The 18,491-nt window shown below is 70.8% G+C and carries 16 protein-coding genes; 5 read left to right on the top strand and 11 right to left on the bottom strand.

What is annotated here, in order from left to right; translation table 11 throughout:
* Positions 1-5 precede the first annotated feature (5 nt).
* The 4 genes from ACIBM5_RS29295 to ACIBM5_RS29280 are packed head-to-tail and all read right to left on the bottom strand — an operon-like array spanning position 6 to position 4,118.
* Positions 6-1,166 carry an ABC transporter ATP-binding protein gene (locus ACIBM5_RS29295; RefSeq protein ID WP_396009547.1) on the bottom strand — a complete coding sequence of 387 codons (1,161 nt, stop codon included), beginning with the start codon at positions 1,164-1,166 and terminating at the stop codon, positions 6-8.
* Positions 1,167-1,168: 2 nt separating this feature from the next.
* Positions 1,169-2,014 carry an ABC transporter permease gene (locus ACIBM5_RS29290; protein WP_396009517.1) on the bottom strand — a complete coding sequence of 282 codons (846 nt, stop codon included), beginning with the start codon at positions 2,012-2,014 and terminating at the stop codon, positions 1,169-1,171.
* Entirely contained in the window at positions 2,002-2,940 is a 939-nt protein-coding gene (locus ACIBM5_RS29285; protein WP_396009516.1) for an ABC transporter permease, read from the bottom strand. Before ACIBM5_RS29285 ends, ACIBM5_RS29290 begins: the two co-directional genes overlap by 13 nt.
* A complete protein-coding gene (locus ACIBM5_RS29280) occupies positions 2,937-4,118 on the bottom strand; it encodes an ABC transporter substrate-binding protein (protein ID WP_396009546.1) in 1,182 nt (393 codons plus the stop codon). The genes ACIBM5_RS29285 and ACIBM5_RS29280 overlap by 4 nt, the downstream gene beginning before the upstream one ends.
* A gap of 211 nt (positions 4,119-4,329) precedes the next feature.
* On the opposite strand from ACIBM5_RS29280, the gene ACIBM5_RS29275 reads away from it, so the two are divergent.
* A complete protein-coding gene (locus ACIBM5_RS29275; protein WP_391584753.1) occupies positions 4,330-5,076 on the top strand; it encodes a GntR family transcriptional regulator in 747 nt (248 codons plus the stop codon).
* Positions 5,077-5,178: 102 nt separating this feature from the next.
* On the opposite strand, the gene ACIBM5_RS29270 is transcribed toward ACIBM5_RS29275, so the two are convergent.
* From ACIBM5_RS29270 to ACIBM5_RS29260, 3 genes are all read right to left on the bottom strand, one after another.
* Positions 5,179-5,748 carry a phosphonate degradation HD-domain oxygenase gene (locus ACIBM5_RS29270; RefSeq protein ID WP_396009515.1) on the bottom strand — a complete coding sequence of 190 codons (570 nt, stop codon included), beginning with the start codon at positions 5,746-5,748 and terminating at the stop codon, positions 5,179-5,181.
* Positions 5,745-6,812 carry a TauD/TfdA family dioxygenase gene (locus ACIBM5_RS29265; protein WP_396009514.1) on the bottom strand — a complete coding sequence of 356 codons (1,068 nt, stop codon included), beginning with the start codon at positions 6,810-6,812 and terminating at the stop codon, positions 5,745-5,747. Before ACIBM5_RS29265 ends, ACIBM5_RS29270 begins: the two co-directional genes overlap by 4 nt.
* 166 nt (positions 6,813-6,978) lie before the next feature.
* Positions 6,979-7,395 (bottom strand): nuclear transport factor 2 family protein, encoded by a 417-nt coding sequence (locus ACIBM5_RS29260; protein ID WP_396009513.1) that lies wholly within the window; start codon positions 7,393-7,395, stop codon positions 6,979-6,981.
* A 437-nt stretch (positions 7,396-7,832) separates the two neighbouring features.
* Between ACIBM5_RS29260 and ACIBM5_RS29255 the strand changes: the two genes are divergently transcribed.
* Entirely contained in the window at positions 7,833-8,906 is a 1,074-nt protein-coding gene (locus ACIBM5_RS29255; protein WP_396009512.1) for a prenyltransferase, read from the top strand.
* 38 nt (positions 8,907-8,944) lie between these two features.
* Here ACIBM5_RS29255 and ACIBM5_RS29250 read toward each other — a convergent pair whose 3' ends face one another.
* A complete protein-coding gene (locus tag ACIBM5_RS29250) occupies positions 8,945-9,571 on the bottom strand; it encodes a TetR family transcriptional regulator (RefSeq protein WP_396009511.1) in 627 nt (208 codons plus the stop codon).
* 99 nt (positions 9,572-9,670) lie between these two features.
* On the opposite strand from ACIBM5_RS29250, the gene ACIBM5_RS29245 reads away from it, so the two are divergent.
* Positions 9,671-10,522, top strand: a complete 852-nt coding sequence (locus tag ACIBM5_RS29245; RefSeq protein ID WP_396009510.1) for an alpha/beta fold hydrolase — start codon at positions 9,671-9,673, stop codon at positions 10,520-10,522.
* Between the two features lie 183 nt (positions 10,523-10,705).
* Here the strand turns inward: ACIBM5_RS29245 and ACIBM5_RS29240 are convergent, their stop codons facing one another.
* Positions 10,706-12,847 (bottom strand): trehalose-6-phosphate synthase, encoded by a 2,142-nt coding sequence (locus ACIBM5_RS29240; protein WP_396009509.1) that lies wholly within the window; start codon positions 12,845-12,847, stop codon positions 10,706-10,708.
* Between the two features lie 177 nt (positions 12,848-13,024).
* A complete protein-coding gene (locus tag ACIBM5_RS29235) occupies positions 13,025-13,957 on the bottom strand; it encodes a carbohydrate kinase family protein (RefSeq protein WP_396009508.1) in 933 nt (310 codons plus the stop codon).
* 246 nt (positions 13,958-14,203) lie between these two features.
* Between ACIBM5_RS29235 and ACIBM5_RS29230 the strand changes: the two genes are divergently transcribed.
* On the top strand, positions 14,204-14,434 hold the full coding sequence (locus tag ACIBM5_RS29230; protein WP_396009507.1) for a hypothetical protein: 231 nt from the start codon (positions 14,204-14,206) through the stop codon (positions 14,432-14,434).
* A 136-nt stretch (positions 14,435-14,570) separates the two neighbouring features.
* Here ACIBM5_RS29230 and ACIBM5_RS29225 read toward each other — a convergent pair whose 3' ends face one another.
* Entirely contained in the window at positions 14,571-14,882 is a 312-nt protein-coding gene (locus tag ACIBM5_RS29225; RefSeq protein WP_396009506.1) for a hypothetical protein, read from the bottom strand.
* 348 nt (positions 14,883-15,230) lie between these two features.
* Here ACIBM5_RS29225 and fdh point away from each other — a divergent pair, with 348 nt between their 5' ends.
* A complete protein-coding gene (gene fdh, locus ACIBM5_RS29220; protein WP_396009505.1) occupies positions 15,231-18,491 on the top strand; it encodes a formate dehydrogenase in 3,261 nt (1,086 codons plus the stop codon).

Here is an 18,491-nt window from a genome sequence, read left to right as displayed (position 1 = left end):
CCACACTACCCCGACCGTGGTACCCCCATTGTGGTGGTTCCTTCCTCGTGCGGCGGGCGGGACGACGACCGGGCCGGCTCCTTGCGGGGTGCGACCAGTACCGGCCGTTCCGGCAGGGCGAGTTCGACGCGGGAGCCCAGGGGCAGCGTCGCGGCGACGTGCGAGGGTATGTCGATCTTGACCGTCGCGCCGGCGGCCGAGCGCACGCTCAGGCGGGTGACCGCCCCCAGGAAGGCCGCGCCCAGCACCTGCGCCGAGCCGTCCGCCGCGGCCACCACCTCGATCGACTCCGGGCGCAGGAGCACGTCCACGTCACCGTGGGCCGGGTCGCCGTCGATCGGCAGGGTGCGGCCGAGGACGCGCACCACCGCACCGTCGGCGTGGGCGGGTACGCGGCTCATCACTCCGACGAACTCGGCGACGAACGCGGTTGCGGGACGGGCGTACAGCTCCGCCGGCGGTGCGCACTGCTCCAGTCGCCCCGCGTTCATCACCGCGACCCGGTCGGCGAGCGAGAGCGCCTCCTCCTGATCGTGGGTCACGAACAGTGTGGTGATGCCGAGTTCCTGCTGAAGTCGGCGGATCTCGTCGCGCAGGGTCAGCCGTACCCGCGCGTCCAGCGCCGACAGCGGTTCGTCCAGCAGCAGGACACGTGGGCGCAGCGCGAGGGCCCGGGCCAGCGCGATGCGCTGTTGCTGGCCGCCGGAGAGCTGGTGCGGATACCGGTCGGCCCGGTCCGGAAGGCCGACCAGGTCCAGGAGTTCGCCGGCGCGAGCGCGCCGCTCGGCGCGACCCACGCCCCGCATCCGCAGGCCGAACGCCACGTTGTCCAGCGCGCTCAGATGCGGGAAGAGGCTGTACGACTGGAAGACCATGCCCGCGTCGCGACGATGCGCGGGAACTCGGGTGATGTCCTCACCGTCGACCAGCACTTCGCCGGCGTCGGGATGCTCGAAGCCCGCCACCACCCGCAGGGCGGTGGTCTTGCCGCATCCGGACGGGCCCAGGAGGGCGACGAGTTCGCCCCGACCGACCGTCAGGTCGAGACCGGCCAGAGCCCGCACGTTCCCGAACGAGCGTTGCAGGCCCCGGAATTCGATCGTGGCCCCGGCGGCGCCGGTCTGCGGTCCGGCCTCGGCGAGGGTCTTCGGCTGGTCGAACGTCATGGTCACGAGGTCTCCGGGGTGGTGTTCGTCCGGGCGTTGCGCGGCCGGCCGGCGGTGGCGAGTGCGAGCAGCAGCACCCAGGTGACGAGCAGGCCGATCACCGACACCGCGACCGACATCTCGGCCTGCGAACCGCCGATACCGACGATCCACACCGCGAAGGGGCGGTAGCCCAGGATCGCGGCCACGGTGTACTCGCCGAGCACGAGCGCGAGGGTCAGGAACGCGGTGTTGAGCAGCGCGCCGCGCAGGTTCGGCAGGACCACCCGGAGCACCGCGCGCGGCCAGGTCGCGCCGCACGCGCGCGCCGCCTCGACCAGCACCTTCAGGTCGATCGCGGCGAGCCCGCCGTCGAGCGTGCGGTACGCCAGCGGCAGCGCCATCAGCGTGTACGCCAGCACGAGCACGACGGGGAAGTCGGGGTCCTGGATGGCGATGAACGTGTCGTACAACGGGGTGTCGGCCAGGTGGTCCGGCCCCCAGCGCAGCACCGTGCCGATGCCGGCGACCAGCGCGATGGCGGGCACCACCAGTGGCAGTGAGCACACCACTTCGATCACCCAGCGCAGTCGCGGCGCGGTCAGCCGCACGGTGATCAGCGCGGGCACCAGCAGCAGCAACACCGATACCACGGTGGCGGCGGCGAGTTCGAGGGTGAGGACGAGACTGTCCAGGAAGCCGTCGGCCCCCAGGATCCCGGTGTACGCGTCGAACGTGATGCCCTGGCCGGGCACGTCGATGGTGAAGACCACCGAGCACACCATCGGCAGCAGGAAGTAGGTGCCGGCGATCAGCAGGACGACGCCCCGCGACCAGCGGATCCGCCGGACACGGCCTAGTCGAGCCATCGGGCACTCCGGCGCTGAAGGGGCAGGTGAACGGCGGTGACCAGGCCGGCCACCACGACCATGTCCAGGCTGAGCGCGAGCGCCACGTTGCCCTGGTCGACCAGGACGTTGCCGGACAGCGCGTCGGCGATCTGCATCGTCACCAACGGCACCGAACTGCCGACCATCGCGGCTGCCGTCGCGTAGGCGGCGAACGCCGAGCCGAAGAGCAACACGAACCCGCCGAGCAGCGCGGGCGTCAGGATCGGCAACGCGACGTGCACCCAGTAGCGGAAGGCGTTGGCCCCGTTGTTGCGCGCCGCCTCGCGCCACTGCTTGCGCAGTCCTTCGAGGGAGGGGGTCAGGATGAGCACCATGAGCGGGATCAGGAAGTAGAGGTAGACCACGGACAGTCCGGTGAAGCTGTAGAGGCTCCAGCCGTGCTCGGTCAGGTCCCATTCGCCGGTCACCACACCGGCGTTGCCGAGCGTGGCCACGAACGCGAACGCGAGTGCGACCCCGCCGAAGTTGGCGAGCACGCCGGATGCGGTCAGTGCGGCCTCGCGGACGAAGCGAAAGCGCGAGGTCACCACGGTGTGGGCGATCGGCAGTGCGCATCCGGTGGCGATCAGCGCCGTGACGGCGGACAACTTCACACTGCCGACCAGCGCGGTCAGGTAGGCACCTTGCACGGAGGCGGACATGTTGGCGCCGGTGACCTGTACGCCGTCGGGGGCGGTGGCCGGCGTGGTGAAGGCGCCGAAGACCATCGCGGCCGTGGGCACACCGAAGACCACGGCGGCGAACAGCAGCAACGGCGCGACGCCGAGCCAGTGCGGGGCGCGGCGCCGCCGCCGGGGCCGGACCGCACGCGGCGCGCGCGAGGCGAGCGCGGGCGCGATCCGGACCGCGGCGGGGGCACCGAGGTCGGAGAGGTCGGTGCTCATCCGGCGACTGCCTGGCCCCAGCCACCGGTGAGGACCTTCTTGGCCTTGTCCACCTGGTCCGGGGTCGGGAAGACCGGGGTGCCGCCACCGGGCACCGCGGGCAGCTTCGCGGCGAACCCGGCGTCCAGCGTGCCGGCTTCCTGCATGGCACCCATCAGCGCCGGACGGGCGTAGCCCTTGAGCCACAGGTTCTGGCCTTCGGCGCTGTACAGGAATTCCTGCCACAGGCGCGCGGCGGCCGGGTGCGGTGCCCACTTCACGATCGCCTGCGAGTAGTACTGGGCGTAGACCCCGTCGGCGGGGATGTTCACCTGCCAGTCGACGCCCTTGGACTTGAACTCGTCCGCATAGCCCGCGTTGAGGTAGTCCCAGTCGATGCTGATCGGCGTCTCGCCCTTTTGCACGGTGGCCGGGGTCGATTCGACCGGGTTGTAGTTGCCGTTCTTCTTGAGCTTGCCGAAGAAGTCCAGGCCGGGCTGGATGTCGTCGAACGAGCCGCCGTTCGCGAGGGCCGCCGCGTACACGCCGCCGAACGCCGAGCCGGACTTGGTCGGGTTGCCGTTGAGCGCGACCTGGCCCTTGTACTGCGGCTTGAGCAGATCGGCGAACGTCTTCGGGCACTCCTTGATCCGCGCGGCGTCGCAGCCGATCGAGATGTAGCCGCCGTAGTCGTTGAACCAACGGCCCTGGGCATCCTTCTGCGGCTCGGGGATCCGGTCGAACGCGGCGACCCGGTACGGCGCGAGCAGGTCCTGCTTGGCGGCGCTGAGCGCGAATGCGTTGCCCAGGTCCACCACGTCGGGCGAGCGGTCCTGGCCCTTGCGCTGGGTCACCGCGTTGATCTCGTCCTGGGACGAGCCGTCGGGGTTCTCCACCTCGACCTTGATGCCGTACTTGGCCTGGAAGGCGTCGATCAGCGCGCCGTAGTTGGCCCAGTCGCGGGGCAACGCGATCGCGTTGAGCCTGCCCTCCTTCTTCGCGGCGGCCACCAGCGCCTCCATGCCGCCGAAGTCCTGGACGGACGTGGCCGACGCCGCGTCCTTGGCCCCGGCGGGAGCGCCCGGCGCGGCGGAGGTGCCGGCCGCGGACGTCTTGTCGGATGCCGAGCCGCACGCGCTCAGGGTGAGCGCGGCCACGGCGAGGCCGGCCACCAGTCCGGTCGCACGAACGCGGAGCACTGTCACGGGGTTCTCCTGGAGCTTCGAATGGTGTGCCGGAGTTGGCTGTACAACTTGGTCCAGTACGCCCGACGCCGATGTCCGCCACGTGAACGCAGCGGCACGGGCGCGCGAGGTTCCCGGGAAATGGGCGTGCGGCCCGGCAGGCTCTCGACGAACGGGTAGGGTCGCCACGGTCGGACGTCCCGGCAAGGGAATTCGGGGGGTGGCGATGGGGGTTCAGGGCGAGGCGCGGTATCGGCAGGTCGCGGCCGATCTGCGCGAGGCGATCACGACCGGCAGGTACGGCTCCGGGGGCCGATTGCCCACCGAAGCCGACCTCGCGCAGCACTACGGTGTCTCCCGCGGCACGGTGCGCCAGGCACTCGCGGTGTTGCGCGCGGACGGGATGGTCACGTCCCGACGCGGCACCCGTCGGGTGGTCCTGGGCGCCTCCCGGACGCAGAGCTTCGCCGAATTGTCGAGCTTCACCCGCTGGGCGCGCTCGATCGGCGAGGAGCCCGGGGGGCGGACCGTGGCGGTCGAGCCGGCGGTGGCCGATCCGGGCGAGTGCGCGCAGTTGGGCCTGGAGCCGGGGTCGTCGGTGTACCGGGTGTTGCGGCTGCGCACGCTCTCCCGGGTGCCGGTGATGATCGAGCGCACGGTCTATCCGGAGCGGATCGGGGCGCTGGTGCAGGGTTTCCCGATCGACGCGGTCTCGCACACCGAACCACTGGAGGAGCTGGGCGTGCTGTTCACCGACGCCGACCACACGATCGATCAGTGGCCGGCCGACGCGGAGGACGCCCGGCTGCTGGGCTGCCCGCCGGGCACGTCACTGCTCCGCGAGCGGCGTCGCACGACGGATCCGGCGGGCGTGCCCGTGGAGTGGTCGCAGGACCGCTACCTCCCGGGCACCGTGGCGTTCACGGTGCACAACTCGGTGGCCACGACGGCGCTGCACCGCCGACGGGGCTGACCGGGACGGCGGCGGGCGGTCGGGCGCCGGCGGCGGGCAACCGGACCGCTTGCGGACGGTCGCCCCGACCGCCCCTGCGGCCGAGCGCACCGGGCCGACGGTTCACGGCAGCAGCAACCCGGTCAGCAGCGGCCGGAAATGGGCGAAGTCCGGAACGCGCGCGTCGGCGTCCTTGGCCGCCTCGTCCCAGCGCCGCACCCGGACCGCGTCGACGGCGTACGGCCCGTCCGCGAAGGCCCGCGCCTCGGCCTCACCCATCGGGCCGCCCTGCACGGCGAGCGTGTACACGGACGCGTCCGACAGGCGTGCCGCGTAGTCCGGCTCGGTGGCGCACAGGTAGCGCTTCGCCGCCACGTGCAGCCGGATCGGCTCGGTCACCTCGGGCCCGAACCGCTTGGTGAGCCGGTCCGCGCCGGTGTGGCTGTGCCGGTTGTCCTGGCCCGCCATCAGGTCGCGGCCGGTCAGCGGCCCATGGAAGTGCCCGATGTCGTGCAGCAGCGCCGCCGCGATCAGGTGCTCGGGGGCGCCCTCGGCCTCGGCGATCGCCCCGGCCTGGAGCATGTGTTCGGCCATCGTGACCGCTTCGCCGAGGTATTCGCCGGCACCCTGGTCGGCGAAAAGGTCGGCGAGTTCGTCGAGAATGGCCGTGTCGATCTCCCGACGCTGCGTCATGCCGCGTCCCCCGCCGTGCGGACGAGGACGCCCAACGTGCCGGCGAGGCCGTCCAGGTCGGCGTAGCAGCCCTGTAGGTGCCGCCTGCCCGCACCGTCGAAAGCGGTACGCGCGTGCAGGACCCGGGTGTTGTCGAACACCACGCAGTCGCCCGGCTCCAGCCGCCGCGTCAGCATCGATTCGGGCCGGTTCAACGTCTCGGCGAAGGCGCGATAGGCCGCGTAGAACTCGGCGAGTTCGTCGGCCGGGAGCCGCAGGGTGCCCATCGACCGGTTGTTGAAGCGCACCTCGCGGATGCGACCGGCGGCGTCCGCGCCGATGATCGGCCGGTGCGCCCGCAGTTCGGTGTGCGCGTCGCGGAACTCGAACGGCACCGGCGTACGGATCAACACCCGGTATGCGTCCGGCTGTTCCTCGCGCAACAGCGCGGCGGCCCGGAATCCGTCGACGAAGCCGGAGTCGCCGCCGGCGGCCTCGTTGGCCAGACAGTGCAGGAGTTGCACGGTCGGCACCGGATCGCGATAGGGGTTGTCGGTGTGCGGGGTGATCGCCGCGGAGGTGAAGGCGAGGTTGTTGGGTCGGTCCTCGACCCGGACGTCGAAGAGCCGGCCGTAGTTCGTTTCCCGCACGAAGCCGAAAGTCCCCGCCACCGCCAGTACCTGCTCCTCGACGCAGGGGACGTCGCGGAGCACCGCGAGGCCGAGCCGTTGCACGGCGGTCAGTGCGGGTGCCGGGTCCCCCGGGTAGCTGCTCCAGGGGAACTCGAAGCACTCCGCGCCCAGTTCCGCGGCATCCCACAACGACTTGGCGTCCTCGCTCCTGGGGTCCGGCTCCGCGGGCGCGTCGAACCACGAGCGGGCGTAGACGGATCGGTGCCCGTCGGGCGCCCACACGATCTCCACGTCGGAGCCGTGCTCGCGGACTTCGGCGGCGATCGCGTCCGGCGGTAGGTCGGTGATCCCGAACAACTTCTGCCCGGTTCGCGGGTCGCGGCACAGCGGGCAGGGGCAGTTGTCCCGCAGCCACACGGCGGACAGGCCGCCGATATCCAGGGCGGTAGCCATGGGCGTCTCCTCGGTCTCAGAGAGTGCGCAAAGTTGTCCATACAACCGGCACCCGGGGCTACCGTCGCAGGACGGCATGAGCGCGCGACGACAGGCACGTGACGCCGACATGAACACCGGGTCGGCACGGCGCCCGCCGGGTCGCGGACCGAGACCGCCGCCCCGATCAGCTCACCAAGTCCGGCGAAAAGTAGTCACGCAGGCGGACGATTTTCCCGTCCCGGATGCGGAAGATCTGCACCAGCGAAACGGTCGTGTCCTCGCCGCCACCGTCTCCGTCGAAGACCGTGTCGATCTCGGCGATGAACACGTCGGGGTCGGCGGTGGCGTGCAATACGCACGCGGTCTTGTCCAGGTTCGGTGCGCGATCGTCCGTCTCCGGCAGTCGCTCGTAGTAGGCCGTCATCGCGGTGCGAATCGCCGCACGACCCACCAACCGCCCGGGAAAGGCGGCCCCGGCGGGCACGAGCGGCGCCTCCAGGACGCCGTCCTCGGTGAAGCACTCGGCGAGGGCGTCGGCATTGCGGGACACGGTCCCGGCGTGGACGTACCTCCGGAAGATCTCCTGCGGGGTTCCGGACACGGCGCCTCCATGGGTGTGGCTTGGGCGTGGACGACCACATCATCACAGCGATGCCCGCGGGGGGCGTGCGTTTCGTGAACGTCGTTCCCTCGTCCGATGGTTCGCGGCGGTGTACCGGCCGGCCCCGGTCGCGAGGGTTTTGCGGGTGCGTACGCGGCGGGGCCCGCGCGCCCTCGGGACGCCCGCGCGCCCTCGGGACGTGTCGGCGGCGCCCGTGCTCCCGGTCGGGCGCGGGTGGCAGGCGAAGCGTGAGGGGTTCCCCGACGCCGGTCGCGGCCCTACCGTGGTCGTGCATTGTCCATCACGGAAGGTAGTCGAGCACCCTCGGCCGCCACAGGCGGATCTCGGCCGGGTCACCGACACCGCGCCGAAGGGATATCCGTCATGAACGAGTTCAGCGTGCCCGGCGCGCCCGGTGCGTTCCCGGGAACCGGGCCGTGACCCGCACCGAGTTGATCGGCTTCATCCGGCTGGCCCGATTACGATTCCTGCTCTACAACACGCTGCCCGTCGCGCTGGGCGGCGCCGTGGCCGTGCACGAGGGCCACCGCATCGACCTCGGGTGGTACGCGCTGGCCCAGGGCTTCGCCTGGGGCACCCACCTGATGACGCACTACTGCAACGAGTACTTCGATCTCGACGCGGATCGGGCCAACCGCTACTACACCCCCTGGACCGGCGGCAGCAGGGCGCTGGTCGACGGGCTGGTCCGCCCGAGCGTGGCGCTGTCCACCAGTTTCGTGCTGCTCACCGGCACGGTGTTCCTCGCGGTCTCGATGCCCACCCTGCCCGCCCGCCTGATGGCCGCCGCCGGCATCGCGCTGGCCTGGTTCTACACCGCGCCACCGCTGCGCCTCAACTATCGGGGCCTGGGCGAAGTGACCGTGGCCGTGGGCCTCAACGGCATCTGGCCCCTGGTGGCGGTGTCACTGCTCGGCGGCACCGTGCCCGGGCTGATCCTGTTGATCCTCGCCCCGACCGCGGTGCTCCAGGCGGCCCGCATGATGGTGATGAACCTCGCCGACATCGAATCCGACACCCGGGTCGGCAAACGCACCCTCCCGGTCCTGCTCGGGCCCCGTCGGGCCGTCACGATCATCGGCCTGTGTCAGATCGGCGCCTACACCGCACTGATCGCGTTCACCCTCGCCGGGTGGATCCCCTGGCCGGTCGGGGCGGCCATGGCCGGCACCGCGCCGATGTCGGTATGGCTGATCGCCCGCCTGCGTTCCGGCGCGCTCGCCGACCACGATCCCCGCCGCATGACGCCCGTGGTGTTCTGGGCCTCCAACCACGTCGCCCTCATCGTCTGCGCGGCCCTGGTCGGCATGCTCGTCGAGACCGCCCGTCATGCCGACGACGCCCTCGCCGGTTCGCTGATCTTCCTGACCGCCGTCCTGGCGACCTTCCTCGGGCTGTTCGCACTGCGCCTGTTCCTGGCCCTGCGTCGGCTGCCGCACCTCGACGCGGCCCACCCGGTCGAACGTCGCACCGAAGAGGTATCCACGTGAAAGCGCGGCAAAGAACGGGGGAGTTCCTCGGCGCGACATCATCCCGGAGTCGAGTCGGGGTCCTGTCCGGCAACGGTCGTGCGCAGGATCTCGACCCACCAGTCGAGCATGCGCTCCCGCGCGGTCTCGTCGAGCCCGACGCTCCTGCGAAATTCACTGCCCAGTACCGGATCGGTCGCGACGGCCTGGTGCAATCCCGCCACCGTCAACTGGACCGCCTCGCGTGCCGGCGGCGTTCGTCCCGTGGCCGCGCAGTGCCGGAGCGCCTGGGCGTGCAGCCGGTCCACCACCTCGTCGAGCAGTCCGCTGCCGGTGTCCCGCCAACCGGACCGATGCAGCGCGAGCGCCAGTTCGGCGTAGCCGTCGGCGTACAGCGCGGCCAGCGCGTGCACCAACTCGGCGGGGTCGATCGGGCCGTCGGTCCACGCGTCCAGCACGGCGTGCAGTTCGGCCTTCAGTTTCGTCCCGCCGAAGCGCAGCAGCGACTCCAGTAGTCGATCGCGCGTGCCGAAGTGGTGGTTGACGGCGGCATCGGACACCCCGACCTCGGCGGCCACGGCGCGCACCTGCACGGCGGCCGGACCGCCTGCGGCGAGCAACCTGCTCGCCGCCTCCAGGATCATCCGCCGGGCGTCGTCGGGGTTGCGTCGAACTCGGGTGGCCACCGCCACAGCCTACCTTGACCACTCAAGGTAGCTCGCCTTACCTTGACTGCTCAAGGTAAGGCGGGAGGCACCGTGCACCCACACTTCACGATTCCGACGATGACCGAACTGGCGGCGTCCCTGGGCGTCGCCATCCACGATCCGACCCCGCCCCGCGAGATCCGCTTCTCCCGTGCGGGCTGCCGGTTGCACGCATTGGACTGGGGCGGAACCGGCCCACCGGTGCTCCTGCTGCACGGCGGCGGGTTGACCGCACACACGTGGGATTTCGTCTGCCTCGGCCTGCGCGGCGCCGCCCGGCCGGTGGCGCTCGACCTGCGTGGGCACGGCGACAGCGACTGGTCCGACGACTACCGCATCGACGCGATGGCGGCCGACGTCGTCGCCGCGGCCGACCACCTGGGCCTCGATCGGATCCGTCTGGTCGGCATGTCACTCGGCGGCGTGGTCGCGGCCCACGTCGCCGATGCGCGGCCGGACCGGGTGGAACGCCTGGCGCTCGTCGACGTGGCACCCGGCGTGGACTTCGACAGCACCCGGCGCGTGCGGGCGTTCATGGCCGGACTCGGCCCCGTGAGCGCACTCGCATCGGTGGTCGAGGCCGCGATGCAGGTGAATCCGCGCGCCGACCGTGCGGGAGTCGCCTACCGCATGAGCACACTCTTTCGCCGTGCACCCGACGGCGGTTGGGTGCCGAAGGCCGATCCGCGCCCACCCGACTTCCCGGCCATCCTCGCGGCCATCGAGCGGCTGGCCGCCCGGCTGACCGCGGTTCCGGTGCTGCTGGTGCGCGGCGAACGCAGCAGGGTGCTCCCCCAGGCCACCGCCGAACGGCTGGTCGAGCGCATCCCGGACGGGCGACTCGCGGTAGTACCGAATGCGGGGCACATCGTGCAGGAGGACAATCCGGCAGCACTGATCACCGCGTTGCGCTCCTTCCTCACCCGCTGACGGCAACGAGATCGCCTCGGTGCCGCACGATCGAGGAGTGGCTCGGTGCGTTCCGCGCCGGCGGCAAGTCGGCGGCGATGGTCGCCCTCCGCGTCCCGTACGGCCGCCGGCAACGGCCGTACGGGACGCGGTCGTTCTCCGTCCCACGTGGCAAGCCCGGCCGGCAGGTCGCGCCGGCGCACGTCAGGCGGTGCCCGCGGCCGAGGCCGCGACGGGGGGTGGGCCCGGGTCGGGGGCACCACCCTCGATGGCGGCGATGATCCCGGCCGCCCAGTGTCGGGGGTGCTCGTGCCCGAGGGCCGTGGACAGCCGAGTCATGCGGGCACGTCGTTCGCGCCGAGGCATCCGCAACGCCCGCCGCAGTACCCGCACGAGGTCGATCGGCGAGCGCGGGTCCGTCAGCAGCGCGCCGCGGCCGAGTTGCTCGGCCGCTCCGGCGTAGCGCGACAGCACCAGCACTCCGGAGCCGCCCGCGGCCGACTGTGCCGCCACGAACTCCTTCGCCGTGAGGTTCATCCCGTCCTGGAGCGAGGTCACCCAGAACACGTCCGCGGCGAGGTACTCGTCGAGAACCTCGACGAAGGAGAGGTTGTGCGGGAGGTATTCGACCGGTTGCCAGGTCGCGGTGCCGAATCGATCGTTCACGTCGGCGATGCGGTCTTCGAGGGCGACCCGGGTCGAGTCGTAGGCGGTGATACCCGGTTCGGGCGGCGGGCAGACGAGTCGGAACCGAAGGCGGCCGTGCAGGGCCGGGTCGGCTGCGAGGAGGGCGGCGACGGCGTCGACCTTGCGCTCGGGGGCCTTCACGTAGTCCAGGCGCTCGACCGAAAGCACCAGACGCCCCGTGAAGGAACGCGCGCGCGGGCCTCGGGCGCGGACCAGCGCGTCGATGGCCTCACGGTCGACACCCAGCGGATGCACGCTCACCCGCGGCGGCGCATCGCTCTCGCCCAGGGTGGCCCGGAAGTTGGCGGCGAATCCCTCGGTCTGGAATCCGGCCCAGTCCAGCGCCGTCAGGGACGTCCGCACCTCCGCCGCGACCGGCAGCGCATCGAAGATCCGCACCGGTGGGAAGGGCGTGTGGTGAAACAGTCCGACCCGCAGATCCGGCCGCGCGGCACGCAGCAGTCCCGGCACGAGCCACAGGTTGTAGTCGTGCAGCCAGATTGTCGCCCGCTCGGCGGCTCGGTCCGCGATGTGTTCGGCGAAGCGGCGGTTCACGGTGCGGTACTCGGTCCAGGCCGCGCTGTCGAAGCACATGCGTTCCGGCTGCGACATCAGCGCCGGCCACAACGTCTCCTTGCAGGCTCGGTGGAAGTACGCCGACCAGGCGGCGTAATCGAAGCGTTCCAGCGACAGGGCAGGCCGAAGACCGTGCTCCCCGACGTCCGGATCGGGCAGATCGTCGTCGACCACCGATCCCGCGACCCACAGGGCCGAGACGTCGTGGCCGTCCCCGCGTTCGGCGCCCAGAACCGCACACAGGGTCGGCAGGATTCCGTTCGGGCTGGTCGGAGCGCGCCAACCGGTCGATGTCCACACCCGTGGTGGCCGGTGGTAGCCCACGACCAACGCGTGTTCCGGCGCCACCCAGCCCAGGTTCCGCAAGCCGGCAACGATCCCCGCCGCGCCGTGCTGCTCGGTGCGGTACACCGTCTCGTCCGCGGCCACCGCCCGACCGAGGGCGGGTTCGGCGCCACCGACCACCACGCCGTGCGCGCCGATGCCGAACATCGACAGATCGTTCAGCGAGTCGCCGGCGACCAGCACGTCCGCGAGCGCCCAACCCTGTGCGCGGGCCAGCGCCCGCACCGCGGCACCCTTGCTCGCCCTCGGCGGCAGCACGTCGAAGTACCGATCGGCCGAGTACGCCCACGAGCACCCCAACGCGGCCACCGCGGAGACGAGTTCGCCGGTCAGGTCGCCCGGACGCAGGTGAAAGGAACACCGTCCGTCCTGCGCCACCCCCTCCTGGTACCTCAGCGCCGGGAATCCGGAGAGTGCGTCACGCACCCGGGCCGCACCGGGCCAACCCTCGCGCAACCGGGACTGCACATCCATGACGGTGCTCAGGTCCCTGCCGTCGGCCACACTGGCTCCGACGTCGGCAATGATCCACCGTGGTCTGGGCACGAGCGGATCGGCGAGCACCTCGCGCACCGAGGCCAGTCCGCGACCGGTGGCGAAGACCACCGTGATCCGCGGATCGCGCGAGAGAATCCCGTGCAGCCGACGGCGTTCGGCGTCCGTGCCACCCAGCAACGTGCCGTCCAGATCGGTGACCAGGACCCCCACCGCGTACCCCCCGACCGACCGGATTCGCATGCCTCGAACACCGCACCCACGAGGGGGTGTTGGTCGACGTACGCGAAACGCCCTCCGCCCGATGAGCCGGAGAGCGTGGTCGACCGACGATCAGCGAACGCTAACACGTACGGGAAACCGTGGGGAGTGCCGCGACTACCAAAGGTGAGATGTGGCCTGCGCCGCTCGCGCCACCGCTCAACTCGACGATATGGGACCGACCTTGGCAAGCCACGCGGACAATTGCTCGGCGTCCGGAGCCCCGCCCGACCCCGGCGACGTGGCGGCCGCCGATCCACAGGCCACCGCCGCCGCCAGGCACCGGGGCAGATCCCAGTCGGCGAGAATGCCGTGTACGAAACCGGCGTTGAAGCAATCGCCGGACCCGGTGGTGTCCACCACACGAACCGGCACGGCGGGAACGGCGAACCGGCCCTCGGCGCGCAGCGCCAACGCGCCCTGTTCGCCGCGCTTGATCAGGACCGTGTCCACCAGTTCGCCCAACAACGTCGCCGCGTCGTCCGCCGTGGCGGCCCCGGTGAGGCGTCGTGCCTCGTCGAGGTTGGGCGCGAAGACGTCGACGTGGGACAGGACTTCGCGCACGGTCGCGGTCTCCAGCGTCACCGGGACGTCCTGGCAGTCCATGAAGATCGACGTGCCCGAATCTCGCACCACCCGCAGCGTCTCCGCGACTCCCGGGCCGTGCCGCAGTTCCGGCAGTACCAGGACCTTCGGCCGATACACTCGCACCAGTTCGTGCAGTGGGCGCGGTGTCATCGGGTCCTGAAAACTGACCATGGCCCGGTCGCCGGCATCCGAGAGCGCGACCGTGACACTACGCAAAGGACCCTGGTGGTACCGGAATCCGGACTCGTCCAGCCCCGCGGCGCGGGCCCCGGCCAGGACGTACCGGCTGAACTCGTCCTCGCCGAAATCGGTGGCCCAGACCACGTCGTTCCCCAGCCGGTGCAGCGCCACCGCCGGGTTGAAGGCACCACCGGGCAACATCTCGAACCCACCCGCGAACGTCTCGCGCCCCGCGGCGGGCGCGCGGGGTAGATCACGGAAGATCAGGTCGGCGAAATATGCTCCGGCCACCAGAACCTCGCAGCGAACGTCCGCTATACCCATATCCGCATCAGCACTCCCGACCGGCACCATGAACGGATCCGAACCGTGCGCAGAGGATTATCGACGACCGCAGGCATCCTTGGCGCCGTGGCCGTCCTGGGGGCGTGTACCGGGTCGGACTCCGAGGTCGTCTGTACTGCCTCCTGGTCGGCTCCCGTGCGGATCGACATTGCCCCCGGCCTGGCCGATCGAGTCACCAACGTATCCATACGCCTCTGTCGCGCCGCGTCGTGCGACGAGCCGTCGGTGACGCTGCGGCCGGCCCGGGAGGGCGCCGGGCGGGTCGGCACGGTTTCCGACTCGGTGTTGACGGCGGAGGCGGTGGAGGCCACGGTGCAGGTGCGTACCGCCGACGCCGCGCCGGTTGTTTCACGGCTCACCATCACGCCACGACGAACCCGACGCGGCGCGAACTGCGGAGTCGATTACAACGCACAACTCCACATCACCGACGACGCGAGCGTGACCCAGCCCTGATTCCCAACGCACACGACGGCGCGGCACCGACCGGACCAGGGAGCGGGATCCGGCCGGGCTGCCTCTTCCTTCGGCGCCCTGAACGCCGTCGCACACGCCTCGTTCGGCAGGGAGCAGTCCGTCGCAAGCATCGGTGTCACGCGCCGGGATGCTCCGGGCCGAGTTCGGTGTCGAGACGGTCGGGCCAATCCGCATCGGCGAGTTCCGCGTCCAGCAGCAGGTCGCGCCAGTCCACCTCGGCGAGTTCGACGGCTCGGCGGAACCTGCCGATGTCGCCCTCGGCGAGCAGGACGATCGCGGCTCGGACGCGTTCACTGCGCAATACCTCCCGGTCATGCCCCGCAGCATCCGGAAGGGCGTCGAGAATGCGCAACACTTCCGGCGCGGAGCCCGGTTCGGGGAAGTCGCGTCGGATGCGCCGTTCGAGTCTTGTACCGGCGGTGGTCATCACACACGTCTACCAGACGCACCCACGCCGGGAGCGGGCCGGTGACCGGTTCGTGACTCCGGATGGTCGGGGCTACCGCCAAAGTCGAGGATCGGTTCAACCTCGCGTTCGACGCTCGACGGGACTGCGTGATCGTCGCAACCGACACAAGCGCGCGTCCGCGCCCGCGGTCCGGCAGCGCCGCCCCGGTTCCGACCCGACGCGCGTCTCGTCTCCGGACCGGGCCGGGGCGGCGCCGCCCCCTCCCGTCCCGGCCCGACACGGCCGCTTGGGCCATATGCCAGGAATGGCCCCCGCCGCCCCGGGTAGTCGTCTCGGGTCGTGGACCGAGACCGGCAGGGAGCTGATGTGGACCCACGTACGTGGTGGCGCGAGTGGCCCGTCCGACGCCAGCTCACCGGCGCCGACCGGCTCGGACGCGGCGCCGCGGCGCGTTCGGCCGAGACCGCCGACCTGCGGCCGCGGATCGCCGACGCCGATCGGGTGGTTCCGTCGGTGTGCCCGTACTGCGCGGTGGGCTGCGGGCAGCAGGTCTACGTCAAGGACGAGCGCGTCGTCCAGATCGAGGGCGACCCGAATTCGCCGGTGAGTCGGGGTCGGTTGTGTCCCAAGGGCTCGGCGACGCTCCAGCTCACCACCGGCTCGGCCCGCCGGGACAAAGTGCTGTATCGCGCGCCGTACGCGAGCGAGTGGAGCGAACTCGACCTGGACACCGCGATGCGCATGGTCGCCGATCGGGTCGTGCGCACCCGCCGGGACACGTGGCAGTGGGAACAGGACGGCAAGCGGGTCGCCCGCACCCTGGGCATCGCGAGTCTGGGCGGCGCGACGCTGGACAACGAGGAGAACTACCTGATCAAGAAGCTGTTCACCGGGCTGGGCGTGGTGCAGGTGGAGAACCAGGCCCGGGTCTGTCACAGCTCGACGGTCGCGGGGTTGGGGACCACGTTCGGTCGTGGCGGCGCGACGATGTTCATGCAGGACCTTCAGCACTCCGACTGCATCGTGATCCAGGGTTCGAACTACGCCGAGGCGCACCCGGTGGGCTTCCAGTGGGTGATGGAGGCGAAGAAACGCGGCGCGACGGTGATCCACATCGACCCTCGGTTCACCCGTACGAGTGCGTTGGCCGATCTGCACATGCCGATCCGGGCCGGGTCGGACATCGCCTTCCTCGGCGGCGTGATCAACCACGTGCTCACCGAGGGCAAGGACTTCCGCGAATTCGTGCTCGCGTACACCAATGCCGCGACGCTGGTCGGCGAGGATTTCCGGGACACCGAGGATCTGGCCGGGGTGTTCTCCGGCCTGGACGTGGACAATCGCACCTACGACCAGAGTTCGTGGGCCTACGAGGGTGGTCCGGTCGAGCCTGCGGTGGGCGACCGGGACACGCGCCACGACGACCGCACGGGCGAGCATCGGCGGAAGGTGTCCGAGGCCGGGCGCAGCGAGACGCACGGTTCGGGTGGCGCGCCGACGCACACGAACGTGCCGCGCGACGCGACGTTGTCCCATCCGCGCTGCGTCTATCAGGTGCTCAAGCGGCATTTCGCGCGCTACACACCCGAGTTCGTCCAGGAGACGTGCGGCGTGCCCGCCGAGACGTTCCTGCGGGTGTGTCGTGCGTTGACCGAGAACTCCGGTCGCGAGCGCACCTCCGCCTTCGTGTACGCGGTCGGCTGGACGCAACATTCCGTGGGCGCGCAGTACATCCGCACGGCCTCGATCCTGCAGTTGCTCCTGGGCAATGTGGGTCGGCCCGGCGGGGGCATCCAGGCCCTGCGCGGGCACGCCAGCATCCAGGGGTCGAGCGACATCCCGACCCTGTTCGATCTGCTGCCGGGTTATCTGCCGATGCCGCACGCGCACGTGGACGAGGACCTCGACAGCTATATCGAGACGATGGTGGCCGAGAAGGGCTACTGGGCGGACATGCGCAAGTACACGGTGAGTCTGCTCAAGGCGTATTTCGGCGACGCGGCCACGGCCGAGAACGACTTCTGCTTCGGTCACGTGCCACGCCTGACCGGTTCGCACAGTACCTACGACACGGTGCTGGCCCAGCTGGACGGGGTCTGCAAGGGCTTCTTCCTGATGGGTGAGAATCCGGCGGTGGGTTCGGCGAACGCGCGCATGCAGCGCATGGGGATGGCGGAGCTCGACTGGCTCGTGGTGCGCGATTTCTCGCTGATCGAATCGGCGACGTGGTGGCGGGACGGGCCCGAGATCGAGACGGGCGAGATGCGTACCGAGGAGATCGGCACCGAGGTGTTCTTCTTCCCGGCCGCGTCGCACACCGAGAAGTCGGGCTCGTTCACCAACACCAATCGCTGGTTGCAGTGGCATCACCAGGCGGTCGAACCGAGCGGCGACGCGCGCAGCGACCTGTGGTTCGTGTACCACCTGGGCCGGCTGATCCGCGCACGACTCGCCGACTCCACCGACCCGATGGACCGCGCGGTACTCGATCTGACCTGGGACTACCCGACCGAGGGACGCTACGACGACCCGGCCGCGGAGGCGATCCTGGCCGAGATCAACGGCTTCGGACCCGACGGTGAACACCTCTCCGCCTACACCGAGTTGGCCGACGACGGGTCCACGTCGTGCGGTTGTTGGATCTACTGCGGGGTGTACGCGGACGGGATCAATCAGGCCGCGCGGCGCAAGCCGCACACCGAGCAGGACTGGCTCGCGGCGGAGTGGGCGTGGGCGTGGCCGGCGAATCGGCGCATCCTGTACAACCGGGCGTCCGCCGATCCGGACGGCCGGCCGTGGAGCGAGCGCAAGGCGTTGTTGCGGTGGGACGAGCAGGCGGGGCGGTGGACCGGGCCGGATGTGCCGGACTTCCCGCCGGACAAGTCCCCGCACTACCGGCCCCCGGAGGGGGCGCGCGGCGCCGAGGCGTTGGCGGGCGACGATCCGTTCATCATACAGGCGGACGGCAAGGGCTGGTTGTACGCACCGGCGGGACTGGTGGACGGGCCGTTGCCCACCCACTACGAGCCGCAGGACTCGCCGTTCGTGAACCCGCTCCACCCGGAGCACTCGCGCAACCCGGTCCGTCAGGTGTTCGCTCGTCGGCACAATCGCTCGCATCCCAGCGGGGACGAGCCGGGCAGCGAGGTGTTCCCGTTCGTGGTGACCACGCATCGGCTCACCGAGCATTTCACCGCCGGTGGGATGAGCCGCTGGGTGCCCTATCTGGCCGAACTGCAACCGGAGTTCTTCTGCGAGGTGTCGCCGGAGTTGGCGGCGGAGCGCGGCCTGGAACACATGGGGTGGGCGACGATCGTCACCGCGCGGACCGCGATCGAGGCCCGGGTGATGGTGACGCGACGGATGCGACCGCTGACGGTGCGCGGACGCACACTGCATCAGATCGGGTTGCCGTTCCACTGGGGTCCCAACGGGATGAGCCGGGGCGACGCGGCCAACGAGCTGGCCTCGATCACGCTCGATCCGAACGTGCACATCCAGGAGGTCAAGGCGATGAGCGCGGACATCCGACCGGGTCGGCGCCCACGCGGGCCCGAGTTGTTGCGGTTCGTCGCCGGGTATCGCCGCCGGGCGGGGATCACCGAGCGGACCGGAACGGAGGTCTGA

This window comes from Embleya sp. NPDC050493 (genome assembly GCF_044458105.1).
Taxonomy (GTDB): domain Bacteria; phylum Actinomycetota; class Actinomycetes; order Streptomycetales; family Streptomycetaceae; genus Embleya.
This window is presented reverse-complemented; position numbering and strand designations above follow the sequence as displayed.

Excerpts from the sequence above, each read along its gene's own strand:
- ACIBM5_RS29235 (WP_396009508.1), bottom strand. The coding sequence starts at position 13,957 with ATGGGTATAGCGGACGTTCGCTGCGAGGTTCTGGTGGCCGGAGCATAT.
- ACIBM5_RS29265 (WP_396009514.1), bottom strand. The coding sequence starts at position 6,812 with ATGGCTACCGCCCTGGATATCGGCGGCCTGTCCGCCGTGTGGCTGCGG.
- ACIBM5_RS29225 (WP_396009506.1), bottom strand. The coding sequence starts at position 14,882 with ATGACCACCGCCGGTACAAGACTCGAACGGCGCATCCGACGCGACTTC.
- ACIBM5_RS29240 (WP_396009509.1), bottom strand. The coding sequence starts at position 12,847 with ATGCGAATCCGGTCGGTCGGGGGGTACGCGGTGGGGGTCCTGGTCACC.
- ACIBM5_RS29290 (WP_396009517.1), bottom strand. The coding sequence starts at position 2,014 with ATGGCTCGACTAGGCCGTGTCCGGCGGATCCGCTGGTCGCGGGGCGTC.
- ACIBM5_RS29285 (WP_396009516.1), bottom strand. The coding sequence starts at position 2,940 with ATGAGCACCGACCTCTCCGACCTCGGTGCCCCCGCCGCGGTCCGGATC.
- ACIBM5_RS29275 (WP_391584753.1), top strand. The coding sequence starts at position 4,330 with ATGGGGGTTCAGGGCGAGGCGCGGTATCGGCAGGTCGCGGCCGATCTG.
- ACIBM5_RS29245 (WP_396009510.1), top strand. The coding sequence starts at position 9,671 with ATGACCGAACTGGCGGCGTCCCTGGGCGTCGCCATCCACGATCCGACC.
- ACIBM5_RS29270 (WP_396009515.1), bottom strand. The coding sequence starts at position 5,748 with ATGACGCAGCGTCGGGAGATCGACACGGCCATTCTCGACGAACTCGCC.
- ACIBM5_RS29295 (WP_396009547.1), bottom strand. The coding sequence starts at position 1,166 with ATGACGTTCGACCAGCCGAAGACCCTCGCCGAGGCCGGACCGCAGACC.